Raw genomic sequence first — 22143 nt, forward strand, 5'->3', positions numbered from 1 at the left:
CTCCGGGAACGGCGATCGTGTCACCGACACGCTACCGACCAGTCGGTATGTCGTCCAGACGTCTGTCCGGCGAGACGCGGTTCCCCAGGGGGTTCCGGGCGCGGCCCGGCCGCTCAGACCAGGACGGCCACCGCGAAGCAGGACAGCGCCGCCACGCAGGCGACCGCGGCGACCGCCTCGGTGCCGCGCAGCAGCGGGGGCCGGGCGGTGCGGGTCAGGGCCTGGATGCGCCGGTGCGCCACGACCAGGAACGCCAGCCACACCAGGGCGCCCAGGGAGACCGCCACCAGCTCGGCGGCGCCCGTCCCGTGCCGCAGGGTCTGCTTGGCGGCGAGCACCGCCGCCACCGTGCACGAGAGCGTCGTGCGCCGCCACGCCAGCCGGGTCCGCTCCGGCTGGAGGCCGGGGTCGCGGTGCGGGGCGCCCGTCACCCGGCCCAGCCGAAGACGACCACCACCACCATGACCACCGCGACCGCCGCCACCGCCACGCTCAGCAGCGTCGGGAAGCGCGACACCGGCAGGTCCTCGCCGCGCCGCATCGCCCGCTCGCAGCGCACCCAGTGGTTGACGGCCCGCAGCGCGCACAGCACCCCGGCCGCCAGCAGCGCGAGCGCGAGCCCGACGCGCAGGCCCCGGCGCAGGTCGGGCAGGAACTGGTCGACCGCGAAACCACCGCCCACCAGGGCGAGCGAGGTACGGATCCAGGCCAGGAAGGTGCGCTCGTTGGCGAGCGAGAACCGGTAGTCCGGGGTCTCGCCCTCCTCGCCGATGCGCTGCGGCGCGAACCACAGCCGCAGGGTCTGCGCGATGCTGATCACATTTGCACACTACCCGCAGCGGATCATCCGGCCCGGTGCGCGCGCAGCCGCCGGTACGCGTCGAGCCCGTCCGGCACCCACTCCCACTCCGTCAGCCGCCGCTCCACCTCGGCCTCGGGCAGGAAGCCGTGCCAGGCGACCTCCTCGGCCTGCGGATCCACCGGCAGCGTGCAGCGCACCTCGTACACCGCCGACCACCAGGTCTGCCGCCCGTCCGCCCCGCCCTCGTAGAGGAACCTGAAGAGCGGTACGGGCCGGGGCAGCCCGCAGACGCCCAGCTCCTCCTCGGCCTCGCGCAGGGCCGCCTCGTCATAGCTCTCGCCCGCGCCGACCACCCCGCCCACGAACATGTCGTACAGGGAGGGGAAGACCAGCTTGGTCGGGGTGCGGCGGTGCACGAAGAGCCGGTCCTCGGCGTCCCGGGCGAGCACGAAGACGCAGCGGTGGCGCAGCCCCCGGGCGTACGCCTCGCCGCGCGGCGCCCGGCCCACCACGTGGTCGTGCTCGTCCACGATGTCCAGGATCTCTTCGGCCGGGTCCGGGGGAGTGGGGCGCGTCATGCCCCCATCCAACCCCACCGCCCGCGGGGTGTCAGCGGGGCGCCGGCCGTCCGTCAGTGCGGCTGGAGGTCGCGCACCCGCTCCTTGGCCCCGGAGCCGGACGGCATCGCCGGGTGCAGCCCGAGGAGCACGATCCCGGCCACGATGGCCGCCAGCCCGCTCGCCTCCCACGCCAGCGCGCCCGCGTCGGTGCGCAGCCGGTCCCCGAGGAACCCCACCCCGCAGGCGATCCCGGCGAGCGGCTGGGCGGCCGTCAGGGCGGGCAGCGACATCCGCAGCGGGGCCGTCTCGAAGGCGCTCTGCACCAGGATCAGGCCGGTCACGCCCAGCGCGATCACCCCGTAGGGCTGCCAGCCGGTCAGCAGGTGCGCCCAGCCGTGGGCGGTCAGCCGCTCGCCGCTGACCCGGGTGAGGGCGTCCTGGAGCCCGTACAGCAGGCCCGCCGCCACCGCGAGCAGGGTGGGTCCGGCGCTCAGCCGGGAGCGTTTGGCGGCCACGGTGAGCACCAGCGCGGTGCCGACCACGATCCCGACGATCAGCCAGTGCCGCAGCGGCCCGGCGACGTCGTTCCCGCCGCGCGGCTGCCCGGCCACCATGAACGCGGTCACCCCGCCCGCCAGGAGGGTGATCCCCGCCCAGCCCTGGCGGCCCAGGGACTGCTTGGTCTGCCAGCGCGACAGCGCCATCGCGAAGAACAGATTGGTCGCGAGCAGCGGCTCCACCTGGGAGACCTCGCCCTGCCCCAGCGCCAGCGCGCCCAGCACCATGCCCGCCACCATCAGACCCATGCCCGCCAGCCACCGGGGCACCCGGACCAGGTCGAGCAGCAGCCGGGGCGAGAGGAAGTCACTCAGGGGGGCGTGCTGGGCGGCGTTCTGCTGGAGCACGAACCCGAAGCCCAGACAGCAGGCCGCGCCCACGGCGAGAGCGAGGACGAGTACCGACACGTCGTACACCTCAAGTGCGGGCCGGGGGTGCGAACTTGCTTGAGGGTAGCGCTCCCCGCGATCGGGCGCCTCCCGAGTACCCCCGCGGGGCGTCCCCGGACCGCGCATTCGGCCCAGTTTCAGGTCCCGCCTCCGCTCCTGATCCCGGTCCGGCTTCCGGCTCTGCGTCCGGCCCCGCTTTCGGCCCCGTTCCCGGCCGCGGGCGCCGGGCCCGTCCGCGCGGTTCGCGGCACCCTCCGCGGGGCCGTGCCCCGGTGGGCGGTCCGGGCGGGCGCGGGCCCGTCCGGCGGTGGCGGGGGCAAAGCCGGGTGCGCGGTGGCAAGTTGCCCCCGGTCCAACCTTGACGAGGAGCCTTGGGTACCGCTTTGCTGTCCGCGATCAACCTGTCACTCGTCCCACCGGCCCCAACAGCCACACCGGCCCAGCCCCCATCCACGACGACCCCATGGGAAGTACCGCGGATGCCCCCGCCCCCGCCTCCGCTCGGACGGCCCCGCCGAAGGGGCGGCCGAGCCCATGACCCGGCGCTCGACGACGTCGAACTCATCGACGTCCGCGCCCAGTTGGCGCAGGGTCGGTGGACCCGGGTCCGCTCGCTGCTGGCCGCGACCGGCGACGACTGGGACCGCCGGGGCCACCGTCTCACCGTGCTGGGCGAGCCGGGCACCTCCGCCGCCTGGGCCCGGGAGTGGCTGCTCGCCGAGCCGGACAGCGCGGACGCGGCGGCCCTGTACGCCTGCGCCCTGGTCTCGCGCGCCCTCATCGGCAAGGCCCGCGACGAGAGCGCCCGCGACGCCTGTCTGGAGGCGGCCAGACTGGCCCCCGCCGACCCCACCCCGTGGCTGGCCCTGCTCGCGCTCTCCCGCACCCGCGGCTCGGACAACGAGACCGAGCAGATCTTCGCGGAGGTGTGCGCCCGCCACCCCGACCACCACCACGCCCACCATCTGATGGCCGCCCGGCTGGCCGAGCGGCGTCCGGGCGACGGGGCCGACCCGATGCACGAGGTGTACGCGTTCGCCGCGGCCTCCGTCTCGCGCGCCCCCGCCGACTCCCCGCTCGCCCTGCTCCCGCTGGTCGCCCACGCCGAGCGGTACCGGGTGCTGGCGGCGGCGGGCGCGGCCCCGGGCGACCCGGTCGACTCCGCGCACTGGACCGGCCGCCGCGCCCAGCAGGTGATCCGGTCGGCGTTCGACTGGTGGCTGGAGTGGGAGCGCGAGGACCACCCGCGCGCCGGGGTCGACCTGAACTTCCTCGCCCACGCCAAACACTGCGAGGGCCGCCCGGCCGAGGCCGCCGCCCTCTTCCACCGCATCGGGCGGCACTTCACGCCCGCCCCCTGGTCGTACCCGGACCGGGACCCGTACCGCGCCTTCCAGGCCGCCCGCGACGCCGCCCTGGGCACCGCCTAGCCCCACCCGCGACACCCCCGCAGGACCCCGTAGCAGCACGTGAAGACCCGCAAGGAAGCCCCGTACCGCCCTCGGCCCCACCCCCGCGCCCCCGTCGAAAGGCCCACCCCCGCCATGTCGAGCGACACCAGCGAGATCCGTACGTACAAGGGACAGGAGAGAGCCCTGCGGGCCGACCGGCTCGGCACCTCCGGGCTGCTGCTCTCGGTGCTCGCGGCGAGCGCCCCGCTGATGGTGGTCGCCGGCGTCATGCCCACCACGTACGGCGTGATGGGCATCGTCGGCCAGCCCCTGCTCTTCCTCATCCTCGGCGCCGTCCTGGCCCTGTTCAGCTTCGGGTACGCGGAGATGAGCCGCCACGTCCACAACGCGGGCGCCTTCTACGCCTACATAGCCAGGGGCCTCGGTCCCACCGCCGGGGCGGGCGCGTCCTTCGTGGCGCTGGTCGCCTACAGCACCCTCCAGGTCGGCATCTACGGCATGTTCGGCTTCGAGGCGTCCAGCCTCTGCGCCACCTACCTCGACGTCGAGATCGCCTGGTGGATCCCGGCCATGGCGGCGGTCGCCGCGGTCGGCGTGCTCGCCTGGCTGAAGATCGACCTCAACGCCAAGGTGCTCGGCGTACTGCTGGTCATCGAGGTGGCGCTGGTCGTGGTCTTCGACTTCGCCGCCGTCGCCGACCCGGCCCGCGAGGGGCTCTCGCTGCACGCGTTCAACCCGTCCACGCTGGGCGGCGCCGGGATCGGCACCGCCCTGTGCTTCTGCATCGCCGCGTTCACCGGCTTCGAGCAGGCCCCGGTGTACGCGGAGGAGACCAGCCGACCCCATCTGGTCGTCTCGCGGGTGATGTTCCTGGCCGTCGGCTTCAGCGCCGTCTTCTTCGCGTTCAGCTCCTGGGCGCTGAACGTGGCCGCCGGCCCGTCCGGCATCGTGGACGCCGCCCGCAAGGACGGCCCTGGGCTGCTGTTCGGGCTCACCGAGGACCGGCTCGGCACCACCTTCACCGATGTGCTGCACGTGCTCTTCGTGACCGGCATGTTCGCCGCGCTGCTCAGCTTCCACAACGTCGTGGCCCGCTATGTCTTCGCCATGGGCCGCGAGGGCCTGCTGCCCGCCGCCTTCGGCCGGACCAACCACAGCAGCGGCGCCCCCGGCAGCGGCTCGCTCCTGCAGAGCGCGATCTCGCTGGTGGTCGTGGCCGCCTTCGCCCTCACCGACGACAAGCCCAAGGGCGACCCGACCGCGGCCGTGCTGCACCTGTTCACCTGGATGGGCAACGTGGGCGCGCTCGGCGTGATCGTGCTGATGGCCGCCGCCAGCTTCGCCGTCATCGCCTTCTTCGTACGCCGGGGAGCGGCCGGGGCCCAGGTGTGGCGGCTGCTCGCCTCCGGCATCGCCGGGATCGCGCTCCTGGTGATCGCGGTCTACACGGTGAAGGACTTCGACGTCCTGGTGGGCGCGGGCCCCGACTCCGCGCTCAGCTGGATCCTCCCCTCGATCATCGCGCTCGCCCTGGTGGGCGGGGTGGCGTACGGGCTGGTGGTGCGGGCGGTGCGGCCCGAGGCGCACGCCCGGATCGGGCAGGGCAACGAGGCGTTCCAGCTGGAGAAGGCGGCGGGGCTCGACCGGGTCTAGGCACCCCTGGCGGGCACGGCGGATCTGACGGAACGGTGACGGAGCGCCGCGGCCCCTGGTGTCCGGGGGCCGCCGGTGCTCGAATCGGAGGGTGAACCCCGAACCACCCCCGCCCCCCGACGCCGAGAGCACCCCGGTGGGCCGCCGGATCGTGCTCGGCATGCTCGGCCTCGGCGTCGCCACGGTGGCCGCCGCCCCGGTCCTCCAGCGCGGCCTGGAGTCGTTCCTGGGCGCCGCCGCCGGCAAGGACCCCACCGGCCTCACCGGGCTGCTGCCCAACGGCGGCGGCTTCCGCTACTACTCGGTCGCCGCCTCCGTACCCCACCGCGGCGCCGCCGACTACCGGCTCACCGTCGACGGTCTGGTCGACCGCCCGGCCACCTACACCCTGGACGCGCTGCGGGCGCTGCCGCAGACCCGGCTGGTGCGGGACGTGCAGTGCGTGACGGGGTGGCGGGTGCCCGGCACCCCGTTCTCGGGGGTGCGGCTGTCCCGGCTCCTGGACGCCGCGGGGGTGCGGCCGGGGGCCGGGGCGGTCCGCTTCACCTGCTTCGACGGCACGTACACCGAGAGCCTCACCCTCGAACAGGCCCGCCGCGACGACGTGCTGGTGGCCCTGGGCATGCGGGACAAGCCGGTGTCGCACGCGCACGGCGGCCCGGTCCGCCTCTACGTGGCGCCCATGTACTTCTACAAGTCGGCGAAATGGCTCTCCGGGATCACCGTGACGGGCACGGCGCGGCCGGGATTCTGGGAGGAGCGGGGCTATGACATCGACGCCTGGGTCGGCCGGTCCAATGGGCGCCAGGACCACCCCACGAGCTGAACCGGACGCGCGGGTAAGGCGGTTCACGCGCGCCGAGCGCTGGGTGCACCGCGCCAACGCGCTGGTCTTCGGCGTGTGCGTGCTGTCGGCGGCGGTGCTCTACCTGCCGCAGCTGGCCGAGGCCGTGGGCCGCCGGGAGCTGGTGGTGACGGTGCACGAGTACGCGGGCGCGCTGCTGCCCGTACCCGTGCTGGCGGGGCTGCTCTCGCGGGCCTTCCGCGGCGATCTGCGCCGCCTCAACCGCTTCGGGACGCACGACCGCGCCTGGCTGCGCTCGGCGCTGGCCCGCGACGAACGGCCGCGCAGGGCGGGCAAGTTCAACGCCGGGCAGAAGGTCTACGCGGGGTGGATCACCGGGGCCGCGCTGGTGCTGCTGGGCACCGGGCTGCTGATGTGGTTCACGCACCTCGCGCCGCTGCCGGTCCGGGTCGGCTCCACCTTCGTGCACGACTGGCTGGCGCTGGCCGTCGGGATCGTCCTGGCCGGGCATCTGACCATGGCGCTCCTCGACCCGGAGGCACGCCGTGGCATGCGCACCGGGTCGGTGGAGCGCTCCTGGGCCCGCAGGGAGCACGGGCTGTGGCTGGACGCGCTGGAGCGGTCCGGGAAGGGCCGGGCTCCGCTAGACCACCAGTGACAGCAGCAGGACGAAGCCCAGCGCCACCACCGAGATGATCGTCTCCATCACCGACCAGGTCTTGACCGTCTGGCCGACGTCCATCCCGAAGTACTCCTTCACCAGCCAGAACCCGGCGTCGTTGACATGGCTGAAGAAGAGCGAGCCCGCGCCCACGGCGAGGACCAGCAGGGCCGCGTGCCCGGTCGACATGTCGGCGGCCAGCGGGGCCACCAGACCGGCGGCGGAGATCGTCGCCACGGTGGCCGAGCCGGTCGCCAGCCGGATCGCGACCGCGATCAGCCAGGCCAGCAGGAGCGCCGGGATCGACCAGTCCTTGGAGACGTCCAGGATCATCTGCCCCACGCCCACGTCGATGAGCGTCTGCTTGAAGCCGCCGCCCGCGCCCACGATCAGCAGGATCCCGGCGATGGGGGCGAGCGACTTCTCGACGGTCGAGGAGATCCGCTCCTTGGTGAACCCGGCGGCCCGGCCGAGCGTGAGGAGGCCCACCAGCACGGCCGCGAGCAGCGCGATCAGCGGTGAACCGACCACGTCGGTGACCCGCTGGAGGTGGTTCTCGGGGTCGTCCACCACGATGTCGACCAGCGCCTTGGCCAGCATCAGCACGACCGGCAGGAGCATCGTCGCCACGGTGGCCGCGAAGCCGGGGCGCTTCTCCAGGTCCTCGGAGGGGCGCGCCGGGATCATGCGCTCCGGCGCCGGGATGTCGACCCAGCGGGCCGCGTACCGGGAGAAGAGCGGTCCGGCGATGACCACCGTCGGGACCGCCACGACCACACCGAGGGCGAGCGTGACGCCCAGGTTGGCGCCGACCGCGTCGATCGCCGCCAGCGGGCCGGGGTGCGGCGGGATCAGCCCGTGCATCACCGAGAGCCCGGCGAGCGCCGGGATGCCGATCCGCATCAGCGAGTAGTTGCCGCGCTTGGCGACGAGCAGCACCACGGGGATCAGCAGCACGATGCCGACCTCGAAGAAGAGCGGCAGACCGATGAGCGAGGCGATCGCCACCATCGCCCAGGGCATCGCGCGCCCGCCGGACCGGCCGGCCTTGGCCAGGATCGTGTCGACGATCTGGTCCGCGCCGCCGGAGTCGGCGAGCAGCTTGCCGAGTACGGCGCCGAGCGCGATGAGCACGCCGACTCCGGCGACGGTGTTGCCCAGACCGGTGCTGAAGCTGGTGATCGCCTTGTCCAGGGGCGCGCCCGCGAAGGCGCCGAGCGCCAGCGAGCCGATGGTGAGGGCCAGGAAGGCGTGGAGCTTGAACCGGGTGATGAGCAGGACGATGACGGCGATGCCGGCGAGTACGGCGATCCCCAGCCGGGCGTTGCCCGCGGAGGTGATCGGCCCGGTGGCGCCCGCTGCCAGGATCTCGACGCTGAGACTGGTCACGGTGTGGTCCTTCAGACGGAGAGCCGGCGCAGCGCGGCGACGGCCCGGTCGGTGATTTCTTCGGGGGTGCCGGCCACGTCGACGGCGACGCCCGCCTCGTCGGGCGTGAGCGGCTGGAGCGTGGCGAACTGCGAGTCGAGCAGCGCGGTGGGCATGAAGTGCCCCTTGCGCTCGCGCATCCGCCGCTCGATGAGCTCGCGCTCGCCGGTCAGGTGCAGGAAGACCAGGCCGGGGGCGGCGGCGCGCAGCCGGTCGCGGTAGGCGCGCTTGAGCGCGGAGCTGCTGACCACCCCGCCGAGCCCGGCCCTGCCGTGCGCCCACCGTCCGATCGCGTCGAGCCAGGGCCACCGGTCGGCGTCCTCCAGCGGGACGCCCGCGGACATCTTGGCGACGTTGGCGGCCGGGTGGAAGTCGTCGCCCTCGGCGTAGGGGACGCCGAGGGACTCGGCGACCAGCGGGCCGATGGTGGTCTTGCCGGTACCGGCCACGCCCATCACCACGACGACGTGGGGGGTGCTCATAGGGGTGCCTCGCTGTCTTCGTCGACATCGATGTGGTGCGGACCCGCGGGTCGTTTTCGGCCAGCGGTCCGTCGCGCTACTGAAACCCAAAAGGTGCGACGTATTCAAGACCCTGTGATGAATAAGTAATACTTTTCAGCTCCGAGCTCCGCGCGCCCGTCCGGCCGCCGGGCCACCGCCCCGTACCCTTACGCCCATGACCACACAGGCCCAGGGACTGCACGCACAGGTGCTCGACACCCTCGGCCGGGCGATCACCGCGGGCGAGTACCCGCCCGGCAGCGTCCTGCGCGGCGACGCGCTCGCCGAGCGTTTCGACGTGTCGCGCACCGTGATCCGCGAGGCGGTCCGGGTCCTGGAGTCCATGCAGCTGGTCGAGTCCCGGCGCCGGGTCGGGGTGACCGTCCGCGCCACCGAGCAGTGGAACGTGTACGACCCCCAGGTGATCCGCTGGCGGCTGGCCGGGGCCGACCGGCCGCGCCAGCTGCGCTCGCTGACCGTGCTGCGCTCGGCCGTGGAGCCGGTCGCGGCCGGGCTCGCCGCCCACCACGCCACCCCCGAGCAGTGCGCCGCGCTCACCGAGCGGGCCCTCGGCATGGTCGCCACCTCGCGCGGGCGCCGCCTGGAGGAGTACCTGGTGCACGACGTGGCCTTCCACCGGATCGTGCTCAACGCCTCGGGCAACGAGATGTTCGCCCGGCTCGGCGATGTGGTCGCCGAGGTCCTGACCGGCCGCACCGAGCACCGGGTGATGTTCGAGGATCCCGATCCGGCGGCCGTCACCCTGCACGTACGGGTGGCCGAGGCGGTCCGGGAGCGGGACGCGGAACGGGCCGAGAGACTCACCCGCGAGATCGCGGTGGGGGCCCTCAGAGAACTCGACGTACTCGCCCCGTAAGCTCAGATTTACCTCAGATTCATCACAGATCTGCCCGTTCGTGACATTGGCCACTGCCAAAAGCCACGCCGAGCCGCGACGATGTCCCGAATCAGCCACGCCGCGGTGACGCCCATCGAGCTCACCGGAACGGGACGCAGCACCGGCTCAGACCGGTATCGCACGACCGCATGACCCCTCACGAAGGCGATACAGCTACATGAGTGACCGCACCATGCCTGCGGCCGAAGCGACCAGCGCGACAGCGCCGGCGCAGGGCACCCCCCACATCGACGCCGGTGACGCCGGTTACAGCAAGGACCTCAAGTCCCGCCACATCAACATGATCGCCATCGGCGGCGCGATCGGCACCGGTCTGTTCCTCGGTGCCGGTGGCCGCATGGCGGGCGCGGGCCCCTCGCTCGCCATCGCCTACGCGGTGTGCGGCGTCTTCGCCTTCTTCGTGGTCCGCGCCCTCGGCGAGCTGGTGCTCTACCGCCCCTCCTCCGGCGCGTTCGTCAGCTACGCCCGTGAGTTCATGGGCGAGAAGGGCGCCTACACGGCGGGCTGGCTGTACTTCCTGAACTGGTCGACCACCGCCGTGGCCGACATCACCGCCGCCGCGACCTACGCCCACTTCTGGGCCATGTTCAGCGACATCCCGCAGTGGGTGCTCGCCCTGATCGCGCTGGCCGTGGTGCTCACCGCCAACCTCATCTCGGTGAAGTACTTCGGCGAGATGGAGTTCTGGTTCGCGATCATCAAGGTGGTGGCGCTGGTCGGCTTCATGCTGGTCGGCATCTACCTGGTGGTCACCCAGCACAGCGTCGACGGCAACACCCCGGGCCTGGCCAACATCACCGACCACGGCGGCATCTTCCCGATGGGCACGCTGCCGATGCTGCTGGTCGTGCAGGGCGTCGTCTTCGCGTACGCCTCGGTCGAGCTCTGCGGCGTCGCGGCCGGCGAGACCGAGAACCCGCAGAAGATCCTGCCCAAGGCGATCAACTCGATCATGTGGCGCGTGGGCATCTTCTACGTCGGCTCGGTCGTCCTGCTCGCGCTGATCCTGCCGTACACCGCCTACTCGGGCGACGAGAGCCCCTTCGTCACCGTCCTCGACAAGCTCGGCGTGCCGGGCGCGGCCGGCGTGATGAACCTGGTGGTCCTCACCGCCGCCCTCTCCAGCCTCAACTCGGGCCTGTACTCCACCGGCCGCATCCTGCGCTCGATGGCCGTCGCGGGCTCCGCGCCCAAGTTCACCGCCCGGATGAACAAGGGCCAGGTGCCCTACGGCGGTGTGCTGCTGACCGCCGCCTTCGGCGCCGCCGGTGTCGCCCTGAACAAGTTCGTGCCGGACGACGCGTTCGAGATCGTGCTGAACTTCGCCTCCATCGGCATCCTCGGCACCTGGGCGATGATCATGATCTGCTCGCTGCTCTTCTGGCGCCGCTCGCGGGCCGGGCTGCTCAGCCGCCCCTCCTACCAGCTGCCCTGGGCCCCCTACACCCAGATCGTCACGCTGGTCTTCCTCGCCACCGTGCTCTACCTGATGTGGTACGGCGGCGGCGTCGGCCGCACCACCGTCTACTGTCTGCCGATCATCGCGGCCATGCTGGTCGGCGGCTGGTACCTGGTCCGCAAGCGGGTCACGGAGCTCGCGGCCAAGTAGCCACCGCTCGCGGAACGCGTGTGAGAAGGGCGGCACCCCGGCGCGGGGTGCCGCCCTTCGGCGCGGTGCGAGTAACGTGCGGAGGTCGGGCCCGTACACATTTCCGCCCGTACGCGTCCGCGCGTACCGGCGGTGCCAGAAAGGAAGTCCACGTATGCCGCAGCAGGTCCGAGGGGTCATCGCACCGGGGAAGAACGAACCCGTGCGGGTGGAGACGATCGTGGTGCCGGACCCGGGGCCCGGCGAGGCCGTGGTGAAGATCCAGGCGTGCGGCGTCTGCCACACCGACCTGCACTACAAGCAGGGCGGGATCAACGACGACTTCCCGTTCCTGCTCGGCCACGAGGCGTCCGGAGTGGTGGAGTCGGTCGGCGCCGGGGTCACCGACGTGGCCCCCGGCGACTTCGTGGTCCTCAACTGGCGCGCGGTGTGCGGCCAGTGCCGCTCGTGCCGGCGCGGGCGCCCGCAGTACTGCTTCGACACCCACAACGCCCGGCAGAGGATGACCCTGCTCGACGGCACCGAGCTGTCGCCCGCGCTCGGCATCGGCGCCTTCGCAGAGAAGACGCTGGTCGCCGCCGGGCAGTGCACCAAGGTCGACCCGTCGGTCTCCCCGGCCGTCGCGGGGCTGCTCGGCTGCGGGGTGATGGCGGGCATCGGCGCCGCCCTCAACACCGGCAACGTGGGGCGCGGCGACTCGGTCGCCGTCATCGGCTGCGGCGGCGTCGGGGACGCGGCGATCGTGGGCGCGCGGCTGGCGGGCGCCGCCCGGATCATCGCCGTCGACATCGACGACCGCAAGCTGGCCACCGCCCGCACGATGGGCGCCACCCACACCGTCAACTCCCGCACGGAGGACGCCGTCGAGGCCGTGCGCGCCCACACCGGCGGCTTCGGCGCCGACGTGGTCATCGAGGCGGTCGGCCGCCCCGAGACCTACCGGCAGGCGTTCTACGCCCGCGACCTGGCCGGGACGGTCGTCCTGGTCGGAGTGCCCACCCCCGACATGAAGCTGGAGCTGCCGCTGATCGACGTCTTCGGGCGCGGCGGCGCGCTCAAGTCGTCCTGGTACGGCGACTGCCTGCCCTCCCGCGACTTCCCCCTGCTCATCGACCTGCACCAGCAGGGCCGGATCGACCTCGGCGCGTTCGTCACCGAGACCATCGAACTCGGCGAGGTCGAGAAGGCGTTCGCGCGGATGCACGAGGGCGACGTGCTGCGTTCGGTGGTGACGTTCTGATGGCCGCCCGCATCGAGCACCTGGTCACCTCCGGCACCTTCACCCTGGACGGCGGCACCTGGAACGTCGACAACAACGTCTGGATCGTCGGCGACGACGAGGAGGCCGTCGTCATCGACGCCGCCCACGACGCCGAGGCGATCCTGGCCGCGCTGGGCGGCCGTACGCTGCGCGCCGTCGTGTGCACCCACGCCCACAACGACCACATCGACGCGGCCCCCGAGGTCGCGGCGGCCACCGGCGCACCGGTGCTGCTGCACCCCGACGACCTGCCGCTGTGGAAGCTCACCCACCCCGAGCGGGCCCCCGACGTGGAACTGGCCGACGGCGCCGTCCTGACCGTGGCGGGCACCGAGCTGACCGTCCTGCACACCCCGGGCCACGCCCCGGGCGCGGTCTGCCTCTACGCACCCGGGCTCGGCACGGTCTTCACCGGCGACACCCTGTTCGCGGGCGGGCCGGGCGCCACCGGCCGCTCGTTCTCGCACTTCCCGACGATCGTGGACTCGATCCGCGACCGGCTGCTGACCCTGCCGCCCGAGACGGTGGTGCGGACCGGCCACGGCGACTCGACGACGGTGGGCGCCGAGGCGCCCCAGCTGGAGGAGTGGATCAGGCGCGGCCACTGAGGCCCGTCGAGGAGCACACCTGGGCCCGCCCGTGCGGGCCCAGGTACCCGGCCGGCGCCCGCGCCGCCTCCAGGACCTCGCGGCACGGGGCGGTGGTCAGCGGCGGCCCTCGTCGCCGTACCACGCGGCGAGCCGCAGCCGGCTCTCGAAGCGCCGGACGCTCCCGTCCACCGGATCGGTGAACTCCAGCACCCTCGCCAGCAGTTGCAGCGGCGCCCCGAAGTCGTCCGGCTCGGGCTCCTCGGCCACCACCGGATAGACCGGGTCGTTGAGGATGGCCACTCCCAGGGAGTTCATGTGGACCCGCAGCTGATGGGTGCGCCCGGTGGCCGGGAGCAGCCGGTAGCGGCCCAGCCCCGCCCGGTGCTCCACCAGCTCGATCCGGCTCTCCGCGTTCGGCTCGCCCGCCTCCTCGCGGGCCGCGATCACCCCGCGCTCCTTCACGATCCGGCTGCGCACGGTCACCGGCAGCGCGAGCGACGCGTCGTACGGGGCCACCGCCTCGTACTCCTTGCGCACCCGCCGCTCGGCGAACAGCTTCTGGTACGCGCCCCGGTCCCCGGGCCGCACCACGAACAGCGCGAGCCCCGCCGTCAGTCGGTCGAGCCGGTGCGCGGGCTGGAGCTCCGGCAGCCCGAGATCGCGCCGCAGCCGCGCGACGGCGGTCTCGGTGATGTGCCGCCCCCGGGGCGTGGTCGCCAGGAAGTGCGGCTTGTCGGCGATCACGATCCGCTCGTCGCGGTGGACGATCCCGATCCCGAACGGCACGGGCACCTCGGGCGCGAAGTCGCGGTGGAACCACACATGGGCACCCGCCCGGTAGGCCGTGCCCGCGTCCACGGGCCCGTCCACGGACACGAACCGCCCCTCGCGCAGCATCCGCGCCACCCGCTCGGCCCCGACGGCCCCCCGGAACCGCTCGACCAGATGCTCCCCGACGGTCCCCCACGCCCCACCGGGATCGGCGGGCAGCCGCACCCGCACGGGGTCGATGCCGTCGCGCTGGGGGAGCGGGGCCGGGGGGATCCTGGAACGACGTCTCACACAAACAAGAGAACCCCAGCTGGGCTGGGGTTCTCAAGTGGTGTCCGAGGGGGGACTTGAACCCCCACGCCCGATAAAGGGCACTAGCACCTCAAGCTAGCGCGTCTGCCATTCCGCCACCCGGACAAGGTGTCTGTCTCGCGGGCCGTGCCCGTTCCGACGTGGAAAACAATAGCAAACATCTGGGGGTGCTCGATCACCCCCGTGGCCTGCGTGAACGTCCCATGTCGACGGGACGCCGCCCTTGGGCCCGCGGGGGGACCGGGGGGAGGATGAGGGGGACTACGAAGACGTCAGTGGCAGCGGGAGGCAGCAGCGTGAGCGAGTCGGCGAAGACACCGGGCGTGACCGGCGAGGACGAGGTCGTGGACCTCTGCCGGGACCTGATCCGGATCGACACCAGCAACTACGGCGACCACTCCGGTCCGGGGGAGCGGGCGGCGGCCGAGTACGTCGCGGAGAAGCTCGCGGAGGTGGGGCTCGAACCGCAGATCTTCGAGTCGCACACCGGGCGGGCCTCCACGGTGGCCCGGATCCAGGGCGAGGACCCGTCGCGGCCCGCGCTGCTCATCCACGGCCACACCGACGTCGTCCCGGCCAACGCCGACGACTGGACCCACCACCCGTTCTCCGGCGAGATCGCCGACGGGTGCGTGTGGGGGCGCGGCGCGGTCGACATGAAGGACATGGACGCGATGACCCTCGCGGTCGTACGGGACCGGCTGCGCAGCGGCCGCAAGCCCCCGCGCGACGTCGTGCTGGCCTTCCTGGCCGACGAGGAGGCGGGCGGCACGTACGGGGCGCGCCACCTCGTCGACAAGCACCCCGACCTCTTCGAGGGCGTGACGGAGGCGATCAGCGAGGTCGGCGGCTTCTCCTTCACCGTCAACGAGAACCTGCGGCTCTACCTCGTCGAGACGGCCCAGAAGGGCATGCACTGGATGAAGCTGACCGTGGACGGCACCGCCGGACACGGCTCGATGATCCACAAGGACAACGCCATCACCGAGCTCTCCGAGGCCGTGGGCCGGCTCGGACGGCACAAGTTCCCGGTGCGCGTCACCAAGACGCTGCGGCACTTCCTGGACGAGCTGGGCGACGCGCTCGGCACCGAGCTCGACCCGGAGAACATGGACGAGACGCTCGCCAAGCTCGGCGGCATCGCCAAGCTCATCGGCGCCTCCCTCCAGAACACCGCCAACCCGACCCAGCTCGGCGCCGGTTACAAGGTCAACGTGATCCCGGGGCAGGCGACCGCCCATGTCGACGGGCGCTTCCTGCCGGGGTACGAGGAGGAGTTCCTGGCCGATCTGGACCGGCTCCTGGGGCCCCGGGTCCGGCGCGAGGACGTGCACGCCGACAAGGCGCTGGAGACCACCTTCGACGGGGCGCTGGTCGACGCCATGCAGACCGCGCTGGTGGCCGAGGACCCGATCGCGCGGGCCGTGCCGTACATGCTCTCGGCGGGCACCGACGCCAAGTCCTTCGCCGACCTCGGCATCCGCTGCTTCGGCTTCGCCCCGCTGAAGCTGCCGCCGGAGCTCGACTTCGCCGGGATGTTCCACGGCGTGGACGAGCGGGTGCCGGTGGACGGACTCAAGTTCGGCGTACGGGTCCTCGACCGGTTCCTGGACGCGTCCTGACGCGCGGGGGTGCCGGGTCCGCCCGGCACCCCTACGCCTCACCAGGGGCGTTTCCGGTGGGGCGGCGCGCCGACAATCGGCCAGATGTGCGCAGTCGACTGAGAAGAGTGAATGCGTTCATAAGCTCGTAGCCCCATAACTTCCTCCTCGTTACAGGGTGTGCGGTCCGCGGCTGGGATCGCACCTTTGCCAACAAGGAGGAAGTAATGATCAAGAAGGTCGTCGCTGCTGCGGCTGTCACCGGTGGTCTGGTTCTCGCGGGTGCGGGTCTGGCCGTCGCCGACGCCGGTGCCCAGGGTGCCGCGGTGAACTCCCCGGGCGTCGCCTCCGGCAACGTCATCCAGGTCCCGATCCACGTGCCGGTGAACGTCTGCGGCAACACGGTCTCCGTGATCGGGCTGCTGAACCCCGCCTTCGGCAACACCTGCATCAACAAGTGACGTTGTGCCCCAACCCATGAGGGCTTGAGCCCGGCGGCCCCGGAAGTGCGCGCCATGCACTCCGGGGCCGCCCGGCTTCCGCTCCCGGGCGCAACGGATCCGGGAGTATCCGGTAGGCAGAAGGCAGGGAAACAACCTATGCGACAGGTCACGGCCAAAGGTCTGATCACCATGGCGGCCGCCGGTGGCGTCATCGCCATGACCGGCGGCTACGCACACGCCGACGCGGGCGCCAGGGGCGCGGCCACCGACTCCCCGGGGGTCCTGTCCGGCAACTCGATCCAGGCACCGATCCACGTGCCGGTCAACGCCTGCGGCAACACCGTCAACGTCATCGGGCTGCTCAACCCGGCGATGGGCAACAGCTGTGCCAACAAGGGGGGTTCCGGGCACGGCGGGGCGCACGGAGGGGGCGCCACCGCTCACGGCCGGGCGAGCGGCTCGCCGGGCGTCGGCTCCGGCAACAGCGTCCAGGCCCCCGTCGACGTGCCGGTCAACGCCTGCGGCAACGGCGTCACCGTGATCGGCGCGCTGAACCCGGTGTTCGGCAACGGCTGCGCCAACGTGTCCGACGACGCCCACCACCCGGGCCACCCCGGGCACCCGGGTCACCCGGGGCACCCCGGACATCCGGGCCACCCCGACCACCCGGGACAGCCGGGTCACCCCGGGCACCCCGGCAAGCCCGGTGAGCCGTGCGACGGCGAGCACCCGGGCGGCCACCACCCCGGCACCCCGCACCACCCGGGCAAGCCCGGTGAGGGCGTCAAGCCGGTCCACGGCACCAAGCCGGGCCAGCACCCGCACACCCCCGGCAAGCCGGGCACCCCGGGCGGCCCCGGCGGCTCCGGCGTCAAGCCGCAGGGCCCCGCCACCCAGGGCGTGACGGCCCCGCAGGGCGTCGCCACCCTGGCCCACACCGGGTCGGACGCGGTGGGCGTGGCCCTGCCGGCCGGTGCGGGCCTGCTGCTCGCCGGGACCGCGCTGTACCGCCGCGCCCGCGCCGGGGCGTAACTCCTCGGCCGCGCGAGCGACAGGTTTGCGACAAAACGGATCGGGCCCCGCGGTGGCGGGGCCCGATCCGTTTTGTCACACCATTCATCACCACGTGGCGCGCAGCTGGCGGATGATCCGTCGGCGCAACCGCACTCTGCGGCTGCCGTCACGCAGCAGACTCAGTCGGTCCAATTCCCAGTGTCCGTACTCGGCGTGGTCGGTCAGCAGGCGTGCCGTCTCCTTGCGGGACACTCCGCGCGGCACGTACACGTCGACAAATTCGTATTCCGGCATCGCATCTATTGTGCGGGCAGAGCCCCGGTACGGATAGCGTCTGCACTATGTCTGATGCTTCCCAGCCCTCAGCTGCCGAGGTACGTGCCGCCGCAGACGCGGTGAAAGCCGCGCTGGACCGCCACCTCGAGGCGGTGGAACGCCGCACGGGGGACGACGATCCTGCCGTGTACGACGCGTTCAACGCCCTGGCGGCTGCTGCCGAGGCGTACGACGAGCGGCTCTACGACCGGTACGACGAGGTCACCCCCTTCGAGATCCCGGGCGCCGACGACTCCCTGCCGCCCTACACGGGCCCGGAGGAGCCGAACGCGCTGAGCGTCCTGATCCGCCGCGACTACGCGGTCGTGGAGCCCCAGCGGCTGCTCGCCCAGGCCCAGCGGATCGCGGACCTGGACCCGGAGGCCGACGACTCGGCCAAGGGCGACCGGGCGGCGGCCGTGGTCGGCACCAGCGTGCACGCGGCGCTCGGGGTGCTCTTCGGGGAGTACGAACCGGACGAAATCGCCTCCCGGCACAAGGAGTTCGGCCTGGAGGAGGGCGACTCCACGCTCTGGGTGTCGGCGGCCGACGAGCTGCCCGAGCCGGGGGAGTGGCTCAGCACCCCCTTCGACCACGCCGATCCACAGCGGGTGGTGTGCCGGTTCGACGTCAGCGCGGTCTTCGACGAGGACGAGCTGGAGGACGAGGACGACCACGCCGGGGGGTCCTGACCCGGAGCGGGACGACCACGTCGGGGTCCTGACCCGGAGCCGGGGGGACCGCCGGGCGGTCCTGACCGGGAGCCGGGGGATCGCCGGGCGGTTCTGACCGGGAGTGGGGGGACGGACTCCCGACCGACGACAGGGGCGGGGCAGGCCATGGGCCTGCCCCGCCCCTCGTCCACCCCGGCGACGGCCTTCGCCGTCCCCGGCCTTCGCCGTGGCGCGCTCCCCGGTATCGGGTGCCAGGCGGCGGGTGCGGGACCGCCTCGGGCGCGGGGCCGGTCTCCGGTGTCACCCGGTCCCAGAGCTCCGGGGGCAGGTGGCGTCCGGCCCCGGGCCCGGTCCGGAGCGCCCCAGGCTCCGGTGCTACTCGGTCACGGGCGCCGCCACGCCCCGGGCGCTACTCCGTCTCCGGTGTCCGGAACAGCGCCTCCAGCAGGGGCGTCAGGCGGGTCGTGCGCTCCGCCGCCGGGACCTGGGCCACCGCCCGCGCCAGCGCCTGGTCCACGCCGTGCACCACCGACAGATGGCGCCGGGCGCGGCCGAACGCCGTGTAGACCCAGGCCCGGCTGAGCCCCTGCGCCGCGTCCCCGGGCAGCACGGCCACCACGGCGGGCCAGCGGGACCCGGCCGCCTGGTGCGCGGTCAGCGCCCAGCCGTGCCGCAGCACCGCCTCGACCCGCTCCTTCGGTACGACCACGGGCTCGCCGCCGCACTCCAGCCGCAGCCCGTCCGGGCCCGCCGAGTCGACCACGCCCACCTCGGTACGGCCCGGGGCCGCCGCGTACGCCACCCGGTCGCCCGGGTCGAAGCCCGCGAACCGGCCGGGGCCGGGGTTGAGGCGCTGCTTGAGTGCCGCGTTGAGCGCCCGGGTCCCGGCCGAGCCGCCGTGGCCCACCGTGATCACCTGGGTCTGCTCGGCGGGCACCCCGATCGCGCGCGGCACCGAGTCCGCGACGAGCTGGACGCAGCGGTGCACCGCCTCGCCCGCGTCCCGCACCGGCACGATCACGACTTCCTTGCCGGGCGCCTCCACCTGGTTGAGCTCGCCGATCCCGATCCCCGAGACCAGCTCCCCGAGCGGGCCGGGGTCCGGGGTGCGCGAGGCCACGTGCGGGAACGTCCGGGCCGCCAGCACATCCGCGAACACCCGGCCCGCGCCCGCCGAGCCCAGCACCTCCGGGTCCCCGCCCAGCACCAGCCGGCAGCCGTCCGGCAGCGACTCGACCAGCGCCGCCGCGCCCTCCACGTCCAGCTGCGGGGCGTCCTGGACGACCAGTACGTCGAGCGCGAGCGCCCCGTCCTCGTCCCGGCCGGGGCCCTCACCGCCGAGCAGCGCGGCCACCGTGAACGCCCGCTCGGCGCCGACCGCCCCGGCCAGCCTGCGGCGGCCGTCCCCGTTGTGCGCCGCTGCCGCCGCCCGCAGGCCCATGCCGTGGGCCGCGGTGACGACGGCGGCCGACTCGGCGCGGGCCGCCTCGCCGCCGGAGTGGGTGACCACGCCGTGGTTCGCGACCGCGCGGACGAGCTCGGCGGCGGACGGCGAGGGGGCGGAGGCCGCCGCGTCCTCCCAGACCGAACCGTCCTCCTTCACCGGGGCGTTGGCGAGCCGGGCCAGGCCGTCGGCGAGGCTCTCCTCGGCCAGCGCGAACCGGTCGAGGCCCAGCAGGACCTCCACGGGCGCGGGCGCCTGCTCCTCCTCCGGGTCGTCCTCCCCGGCCCCCGGCTCGTCGCCCTCGCCGTCCAGCGCGGCCACTCCGTCCTGGAAGACCAGCACCACGCCCTCCGCGACCGCGTGCTGCACCGCCTCGTCCGGGTCGGGCACCGAGCGCTCGGCGAGCGCCGCCCGCACCGCCGCCACCGGCAGCGCGGTGTGGCCCTGGACGGCGGCCCGCTCCAGCGTCCACGCGACCAGCGCGGCGGCCCGGCGCGGGTCGTCGGGCCCGCACTCGGCGCCGAGCAGCGCCCGCGCGAAGCCGTCGGCCTGCTCGGGGCGGACCCCGGGCACGGCGAGCAGCTGCCACGGGTCGGTCCGCAGCACCTCGGCCGCCTGCTCGCCCAGGGCCTCGGTGACCTGCGGGGCCAGCGAGTCCGGCGCGCCGCCGCCGCTCAGCACCTCGCGCACCGCCGCCAGTGCCTCGGGCCCGGCGGCCGGACGCACGGGTCCGGGCTGCGCGGTCCGTACGGGCGCGGGGGCCGCCGGGGCGGGTGCGGGGCGGCGCGGGGCCGGGGCCTCGGTGAAGAAGGCCGCGCCCGACTTCTCGCCGCTCTCCACGGCCCGTACGGCCGCGAGCAGGTCGGCGGCCTGCCCGCTGAGCTTGGTCCCGGCGTCGACGGGCCCTTCCTTCTCGGCCTTGCGCGCCGCGATCCTGGCCCGCAGCTCGCGCTGCGCGGCCAACTCGGCCTGGGCCTCGGACAGTTCACCGGCCGCCGAGGAGGTGACGCCCTCTGCGCCCACACCCTCGGCACCCGGTTCCCCGGCGCCCGCCTCCGAGGCGTCCGCCGAGTCTCCGGAAGCCACGCCGCCGACGTCCGCGCTTTCGGGTACCGCGCCTTCGACCTCCGCGCCTTCGGCGTGCGCCCCTTCGGCATCCGCGCCTTCGGGGTCCGGGCTCTCGGCACCCGGCTCTGCGGCGCCCTCCTCCGGGGTGCCCGCCGCGCCTTCGACGTCCGCCCCTTCGGGGCCCGCGCCCGCAGCCCCGCCCCCTTCCCGCACGGCCCCCGTGCCCGGCTCGGCCGGGGTGGCGGCCTCTGCCGTGGCGCTCTCGGCGGCGGCGCCTTCGGTCGTGGGGGGAAGCGCGGTCACAAGGTGCTCCAGTCCTGGTCGGGGTAGCGGTGGACGGGCGCCGACACATCGTCGAGCGCCCGGCAGATCTCGTCTGGAAGACTAAGCGCCTCCACTGACAATGCCGCCGTGAGCTGCTGCGCGTTGCGCGCGCCGACGATCGGCGCGGTCACTCCGGGCCGGTCCCGGACCCACGCCAGGGCGACTTGCAGCGGCGTCGCCGCGAGGCCGTCCGCCGCTATGGTCACCGCGTCCACGATCCGGCTCGCCGCCTCGTCCAGATAGGGCGCGACGAAGGGCGCCAGCACCTCGGAGGCGCCGCGCGAGTGGGCCGGTGTGCCGTTGCGGTACTTCCCGGTGAGCACCCCGCGTCCCAGCGGCGAGGACGGCAGCAGCCCGATCCCGAGGTCCCGCGCCGCCGGCAGCACCTCCCGCTCCACGCCCCGCTGGAGCAGCGAGTACTCCATCTGCGTGCCGGCCAGCCGGGCCCGGGTGCCGGGGGCGGCGAGCTGCCAGGTCGCGGCCTTGGCCAGCTGCCAGCCGCAGAAGTTGGAGACTCCCGCGTACCGCACGCGCCCGCTGGCGACCGCGATGTCGAGCGCCTGGAGCGTCTCGTCGAGCGGGGTCGCCGTGTCGAACGCGTGGACCTGCCAGATGTCGACGTAGTCGGTGCCGAGACGTTCCAGCGACTCGTCGAGCGCGGCGAGCAGATGGCCGCGCGAGCCGTCGAAGCGCCGGTCCGGGTCGGGCACGCTGCCCGCCTTGGTCGAGATGATCAGGTCCCGGCGCGGCACCAGCCGCTCCACCAGCCGCCCGAGCAGATACTCCGCGTCCCCGCCCCCGTACACATCGGCGGTGTCGACCAGCGTGCCGCCCGCCTCCCAGAACGCCTTCAACAGATCGGCGGCGTCGTGCTCGTCGGTGTCCCGGCCCCAGGTGAGGGTGCCGAGCCCGATCCGGGATACGCGCAGGCCCGTACGGCCCAGGTGCCTCTGCTCCATGGGCGCGAGAGTACTGGCCACGGCCGTCACCGGTGGGAGCCTGTGGACAACTCGGCCCGAGGAGCCCT

At 73.6% G+C, this 22143-nt stretch carries 21 protein-coding genes, 1 tRNA gene and 1 pseudogene; 12 read left to right on the forward strand and 11 right to left on the reverse strand.

Features of this window, described 5'->3' with window-relative positions:
* Positions 1–113 precede the first annotated feature (113 nt).
* The 4 genes and pseudogenes from AB5J87_RS28325 to AB5J87_RS28340 all read right to left on the reverse strand — a co-directional run bounded on the left by AB5J87_RS28325 (position 114) and on the right by AB5J87_RS28340 (position 2327).
* Positions 114–440 (reverse strand): DUF202 domain-containing protein, encoded by a 327-nt coding sequence (locus AB5J87_RS28325; protein ID WP_369383693.1) that lies wholly within the window; start codon positions 438–440, stop codon positions 114–116.
* A pseudogene (locus AB5J87_RS28330) lies at positions 428–830 on the reverse strand (YidH family protein). Before AB5J87_RS28330 ends, AB5J87_RS28325 begins: the two are co-directional and overlap by 13 nt.
* A gap of 13 nt (positions 831–843) precedes the next feature.
* A complete protein-coding gene (locus AB5J87_RS28335; RefSeq protein WP_369380541.1) occupies positions 844–1380 on the reverse strand; it encodes an NUDIX hydrolase in 537 nt (178 codons plus the stop codon).
* Between the two features lie 53 nt (positions 1381–1433).
* Positions 1434–2327 (reverse strand): DMT family transporter, encoded by an 894-nt coding sequence (locus AB5J87_RS28340; protein WP_369380544.1) that lies wholly within the window; start codon positions 2325–2327, stop codon positions 1434–1436.
* Between the two features lie 461 nt (positions 2328–2788).
* Between AB5J87_RS28340 and AB5J87_RS28345 the strand changes: the two genes are divergently transcribed.
* The 4 genes from AB5J87_RS28345 to AB5J87_RS28360 all read left to right on the forward strand — a co-directional run bounded on the left by AB5J87_RS28345 (position 2789) and on the right by AB5J87_RS28360 (position 6837).
* Positions 2789–3739, forward strand: a complete 951-nt coding sequence (locus tag AB5J87_RS28345; protein WP_369380547.1) for a hypothetical protein — start codon at positions 2789–2791, stop codon at positions 3737–3739.
* Positions 3740–3853: 114 nt separating this feature from the next.
* Complete coding sequence (locus tag AB5J87_RS28350) at positions 3854–5374, forward strand: APC family permease (protein WP_369380549.1); 1521 nt, start codon at positions 3854–3856, stop codon at positions 5372–5374.
* Between the two features lie 160 nt (positions 5375–5534).
* Complete coding sequence (locus AB5J87_RS28355) at positions 5535–6200, forward strand: molybdopterin-dependent oxidoreductase (protein ID WP_369383694.1); 666 nt, start codon at positions 5535–5537, stop codon at positions 6198–6200.
* Positions 6172–6837: a cytochrome b/b6 domain-containing protein gene (locus AB5J87_RS28360; RefSeq protein WP_369383695.1), complete on the forward strand. Its 666-nt coding sequence runs from the start codon at positions 6172–6174 to the stop codon at positions 6835–6837. The genes AB5J87_RS28355 and AB5J87_RS28360 overlap by 29 nt, the downstream gene beginning before the upstream one ends.
* Here AB5J87_RS28360 and AB5J87_RS28365 read toward each other — a convergent pair.
* Both AB5J87_RS28365 and AB5J87_RS28370 read right to left on the reverse strand, forming a co-directional pair.
* Positions 6823–8229 (reverse strand): GntP family permease, encoded by a 1407-nt coding sequence (locus tag AB5J87_RS28365; protein ID WP_369380550.1) that lies wholly within the window; start codon positions 8227–8229, stop codon positions 6823–6825. The genes AB5J87_RS28360 and AB5J87_RS28365 overlap by 15 nt on opposite strands.
* Positions 8230–8240: 11 nt before the next feature.
* On the reverse strand, positions 8241–8750 hold the full coding sequence (locus AB5J87_RS28370; RefSeq protein ID WP_369380552.1) for a gluconokinase: 510 nt from the start codon (positions 8748–8750) through the stop codon (positions 8241–8243).
* Positions 8751–8946: 196 nt separating this feature from the next.
* Here AB5J87_RS28370 and AB5J87_RS28375 point away from each other — a divergent pair, with 196 nt between their 5' ends.
* The 4 genes from AB5J87_RS28375 to AB5J87_RS28390 all read left to right on the forward strand — a co-directional run bounded on the left by AB5J87_RS28375 (position 8947) and on the right by AB5J87_RS28390 (position 13168).
* A complete protein-coding gene (locus AB5J87_RS28375; protein WP_369380554.1) occupies positions 8947–9648 on the forward strand; it encodes a FadR/GntR family transcriptional regulator in 702 nt (233 codons plus the stop codon).
* 199 nt (positions 9649–9847) lie between these two features.
* Positions 9848–11299 carry an amino acid permease gene (locus AB5J87_RS28380; protein WP_369380556.1) on the forward strand — a complete coding sequence of 484 codons (1452 nt, stop codon included), beginning with the start codon at positions 9848–9850 and terminating at the stop codon, positions 11297–11299.
* 154 nt (positions 11300–11453) lie between these two features.
* Positions 11454–12539: an S-(hydroxymethyl)mycothiol dehydrogenase gene (locus tag AB5J87_RS28385; RefSeq protein ID WP_369380558.1), complete on the forward strand. Its 1086-nt coding sequence runs from the start codon at positions 11454–11456 to the stop codon at positions 12537–12539.
* Positions 12539–13168, forward strand: a complete 630-nt coding sequence (locus AB5J87_RS28390) for an MBL fold metallo-hydrolase (RefSeq protein ID WP_369380560.1) — start codon at positions 12539–12541, stop codon at positions 13166–13168. The genes AB5J87_RS28385 and AB5J87_RS28390 overlap by 1 nt, the downstream gene beginning before the upstream one ends.
* A 96-nt stretch (positions 13169–13264) precedes the next feature.
* Here the strand turns inward: AB5J87_RS28390 and AB5J87_RS28395 are convergent, their stop codons facing one another.
* Entirely contained in the window at positions 13265–14212 is a 948-nt protein-coding gene (locus tag AB5J87_RS28395) for a pseudouridine synthase (protein WP_369380563.1), read from the reverse strand.
* 38 nt (positions 14213–14250) lie between these two features.
* Positions 14251–14338, reverse strand: a tRNA-Leu gene (locus AB5J87_RS28400).
* A 191-nt stretch (positions 14339–14529) separates the two neighbouring features.
* Here AB5J87_RS28400 and AB5J87_RS28405 point away from each other — a divergent pair.
* From AB5J87_RS28405 to AB5J87_RS28415, 3 genes are all read left to right on the forward strand, one after another.
* Positions 14530–15855, forward strand: a complete 1326-nt coding sequence (locus AB5J87_RS28405) for a M20/M25/M40 family metallo-hydrolase (RefSeq protein ID WP_369380565.1) — start codon at positions 14530–14532, stop codon at positions 15853–15855.
* A 206-nt stretch (positions 15856–16061) separates the two neighbouring features.
* Complete coding sequence (gene chpH, locus AB5J87_RS28410; protein WP_369380566.1) at positions 16062–16295, forward strand: chaplin ChpH; 234 nt, start codon at positions 16062–16064, stop codon at positions 16293–16295.
* A gap of 138 nt (positions 16296–16433) precedes the next feature.
* Positions 16434–17309 (forward strand): chaplin, encoded by an 876-nt coding sequence (locus tag AB5J87_RS28415; RefSeq protein WP_369380567.1) that lies wholly within the window; start codon positions 16434–16436, stop codon positions 17307–17309.
* Between the two features lie 87 nt (positions 17310–17396).
* Here AB5J87_RS28415 and AB5J87_RS28420 read toward each other — a convergent pair whose 3' ends face one another.
* Complete coding sequence (locus AB5J87_RS28420) at positions 17397–17585, reverse strand: DUF5703 family protein (RefSeq protein WP_369380569.1); 189 nt, start codon at positions 17583–17585, stop codon at positions 17397–17399.
* Positions 17586–17632: 47 nt separating this feature from the next.
* On the opposite strand from AB5J87_RS28420, the gene AB5J87_RS28425 reads away from it, so the two are divergent.
* Positions 17633–18298, forward strand: coding sequence for a hypothetical protein (locus tag AB5J87_RS28425; protein WP_369380570.1), 666 nt, complete (start codon positions 17633–17635; stop codon positions 18296–18298).
* A gap of 391 nt (positions 18299–18689) precedes the next feature.
* Here the strand turns inward: AB5J87_RS28425 and AB5J87_RS28430 are convergent, their stop codons facing one another.
* Complete coding sequence (locus AB5J87_RS28430; RefSeq protein WP_369380571.1) at positions 18690–21095, reverse strand: helix-hairpin-helix domain-containing protein; 2406 nt, start codon at positions 21093–21095, stop codon at positions 18690–18692.
* A complete protein-coding gene (locus tag AB5J87_RS28435; protein ID WP_369380573.1) occupies positions 21092–22075 on the reverse strand; it encodes an aldo/keto reductase in 984 nt (327 codons plus the stop codon). Before AB5J87_RS28435 ends, AB5J87_RS28430 begins: the two co-directional genes overlap by 4 nt.
* Between the last annotated feature and the right edge of the window lie 68 nt (positions 22076–22143).

This window comes from Streptomyces sp. cg36 (genome assembly GCF_041080675.1).
GTDB lineage: Bacteria > Actinomycetota > Actinomycetes > Streptomycetales > Streptomycetaceae > Streptomyces.